At 72.6% G+C, this 3,119-nt stretch carries 2 protein-coding genes; both read left to right on the top strand.

Annotated elements, in window-relative coordinates:
• Positions 1-1,013 (top strand): hypothetical protein (locus HOP12_07935; GenBank protein NOT34084.1); only part of this gene is annotated, 1,013 nt, incomplete at its 5' end.
• Positions 1,014-1,326: 313 nt separating this feature from the next.
• Positions 1,327-3,119 (top strand): hypothetical protein (locus tag HOP12_07930; protein ID NOT34083.1); only part of this gene is annotated, 1,793 nt, incomplete at its 3' end.

The raw sequence follows: 3,119 nt of genomic DNA, 5'->3' as shown, positions 1-3,119 counted from the left end.
TCCACGGGCCCGGCACCGGCCCGGCGGCGGGCCCGTGGACGGTGACGCGCGCCAAGACCCAGGGCGTGACCCCGGGCTTCTTCATCCAGGATGCGAAGGGCGATCGCTTCATCATCAAGTTCGATCCGCCGGCCTACCAGGAGATGGCGACCTCGGCCGACGCGATCGCGTGCGTGCTCTACTGGGCGTGCGGCTACAACGTGCCCGACAACACGGTCGCGTTCTTCCGCCCCGAGGATCTGCGCATCGGCGAGGGCGCCAACTACGTGGACGAGCGCGGGCACAAGCGCCCGATGTCGCAGGAGTTCCTGGACGGGCTGCTGGCGAAGCTGCCGCGGAGATCGGACGGCACCATTCGCGCGGCGGCGAGCCGCCTGCTGGCGGGCAAGACCCTGGGCCCGTTCGAGTATCGCGGTCGGCGCAAGGACGATCCCGAGGACCTGATCCCGCACGAGTTGCGCCGCGAGTTGCGCGGGCTGTGGACGATCGCGGCGTGGACCAACCACGCCGACGTGCGCGGCCCCAACTCGCTCGACGTGTGGCTCACCGAGGGCGGGCGCACGTTCGTGCGCCACCATCTCATCGACTTCGGCTCCTGCCTCGGTTCGGGCGCGCTGGCCGCGCGGTCGTACGTGACCGGCAGCCAGTACTACGTGGACTTCGGCGTGATCGCCGGCTCGGTCGCCACGCTCGGGCTCAAGCGGTTCGCGTGGGAGCCCGTCGTCGATCCGGGCTACCCCAGCATCGGCTTCATCGAAGCCGACACGTTCGACCCGGTGGGCTGGCGGCCCGACTATCCGAATCCCGCCTTCGACGAGCGCACCGCGCGCGACGCGCGCTGGGGCGCGCGCATCCTGAGCGGGATCAGCGATGCCCACATTCGTGCCGCCGTGGCGCGCGGGCAATTGACGGATCCGCGCGCCGCCGAGTACCTGGCGCAGACCCTGATCCGGCGGCGCGACAAGCTGGTGGCGCGCTGGCTGGACGAGCCAGAGGCCGCGGCGGCGCCCTAGAAATCCGTTGTTCCGGCAACGGCTCGGTGCCATGCTCCCGGCGCGGGGCCGCCCCTACGGTCCCGGCCGAATGCACCCCGCGCCCGTCGCGATCTGACGCCCGTGTCCGTTGGCCGCGCCCGACCACGCCGTCCTGCCCGGTGCCGCAACATCCGTGCGACGACCCCATCCGCGCCGACCGTGCCCGGCGGGACCCGTTCGCGCGGAGCCGCACCCACGCCCGGCCGGGAATCCACCCGCTCGCGCGTGCCGTGGACCGGGGGTCGCGATCGAAACCCGCTGGGCTTGTGCCTGCCTGATGGCGGCGGCGAGCGTGCTGCTCGCGGTTCCCCTGCGCCCGCGCGTGCGGCTGGCGGCGTGGGCGGCCGTGGGACTGGCGGGGCTCGCGCTGGGTTTCGCGCTCAACACCCGCCCGCAGAACCTGGCCGGCAACAACTTCCTTCACTACTACCTCGGCGCGAAGTACCGGATCGACTACGGCGACTTCTACCGCGTGATCCAGGCCGGGCGCGACGCGCCCCAGGTGGGCTTTCGCGATCTCGACCACCCGGCCGCGCGCGTGCGCGGTACCGATCCCGACCGGCGCGCGTACTACATCGATCTGCTGCGCGAGAAGGGAGCGGCGTTCGATCCGCTGGTCGCGCTGGATTCACTGGCCGCGGAGGCAAGAACCACGGGCGCAATCTCCGCGGAGGCCGCCGAGATCCTGCGCGGCGCGCTGCCCGAGGACGAGCATGCCGCCTTCGTCGAGGACCTCAAGCGCTCGGCCGGCCCCGCCAACCGCCGCCCGCTCACCGATGACTATGGCTACAACGGCTCGCCGTTCTACGGGCTCCTGCGCCAGGCCGACCCTGCCCTGCATCGTGCGCTCGAGCCCGGCATGGCGGAAGTGGGCCTGGTGTGGCAGATCCTCGCCGCGCTCGGCTTCGTCTGGATTGTCGGTGCCGCTATCGGGCTGCCGGTCGCCGCGCGCGTGGCGTCGGCGGCGTTGCTCTTCGCCTCGTGGGACTTCGAGGGCTACGCCCTGCCCGGGCTGGTGTTCGGGGAGCTGTGGGTTCCGGTGGCCATCGCGGCATTCGCGCTGAGCCGCGACCGTCCCGTGCTGGCGGGCGCGGCGATCGCGTGGGCCGGGCTGGTCAAGCTCTTTCCCTTCGTGCTGGTGCTGCCGGCGCTGGTGCTCGGCGCGCGGTCGCTGCTGCGGCGCGCCCCCGGCGCCGCGCTCCCGGCCTGGGTGCCCAGGCTGCTGTTCGCCACGGCCGCGTTCGCGCTGGTGCTCGGGCTGGTGACGCTGCCCTTCGGCCGCTCGTGGGGCGAGTTCCTCGACAAGATCCGCTCCGAGTTCCTCGGCGTGCGCATGCTCAACGTGGTGAGTTTCGGACAGGGCCTGCTGCTGCTCGGCGTGCGGCCGCATTCCTGGCTGCTGCCCATCCTCCAGGCGGCTGGGCTGCTGATCGCGGCGTGCATGTTCCTGGCGGATCGCGAATCCGACCGGGGCGTGACCCTGGCGCGCCGGGCGCTGGTGCTGGTCGCGGCCACCGGCCTGTTCGTGGGCAGTTGGCCCAACTACTACGCGGTGCTCCCGCTGGTGCTGCTCCCCCACTACGCTCGCGAGCACCCGCGCCTGACCGCGGCGCTCGCAGCCGGGTTCGCTCTCTCCTTCCTGCTGCCCGAGTTCGATGCCACCGTGCTGCGCGAGCAGCCGTGGCTCCACATCGTGAAGCTGGTTCCCTACTGGGCCGCCCCGATCGTGATGCTGGCGCTCGAACTGCGGCAGGTGCCGTGGTCGGCGCGCGCCCGGCGGCTGGTCACCCCGGTGACCGCCGCGCTGGCGCTGGCCGCGGTGCTGGAAGTCGGGCGCATGTCGGCCTCGCGCGACCACGAGGCGCAGGCCGGCGACCACATGGCCCGGCGCGACGCGCGCGGCGCGGTGCGCGAATACCGCCTGGCAGGGCGGTTCACCCCCGGCAACTCCACCCTGCACATGAGCGAGGCCGTCGCGCTGATGGCCGCCGGGGAGACGGCGGCGGCCCGCAACCGGTTCGAACGCGCCGTGAAGCTGGATCCCGCCGACCCGGTCATCCGCGACAACTTCGCTCGCATGCTGCT

The organism is Candidatus Eisenbacteria bacterium (assembly GCA_013140805.1).
Lineage (GTDB): Bacteria > Eisenbacteria > RBG-16-71-46 > RBG-16-71-46 > RBG-16-71-46 > JABFRW01.
Note: the sequence above shows the minus strand (reverse complement) of the source record. Positions and strands in the feature narration are given on the sequence as shown.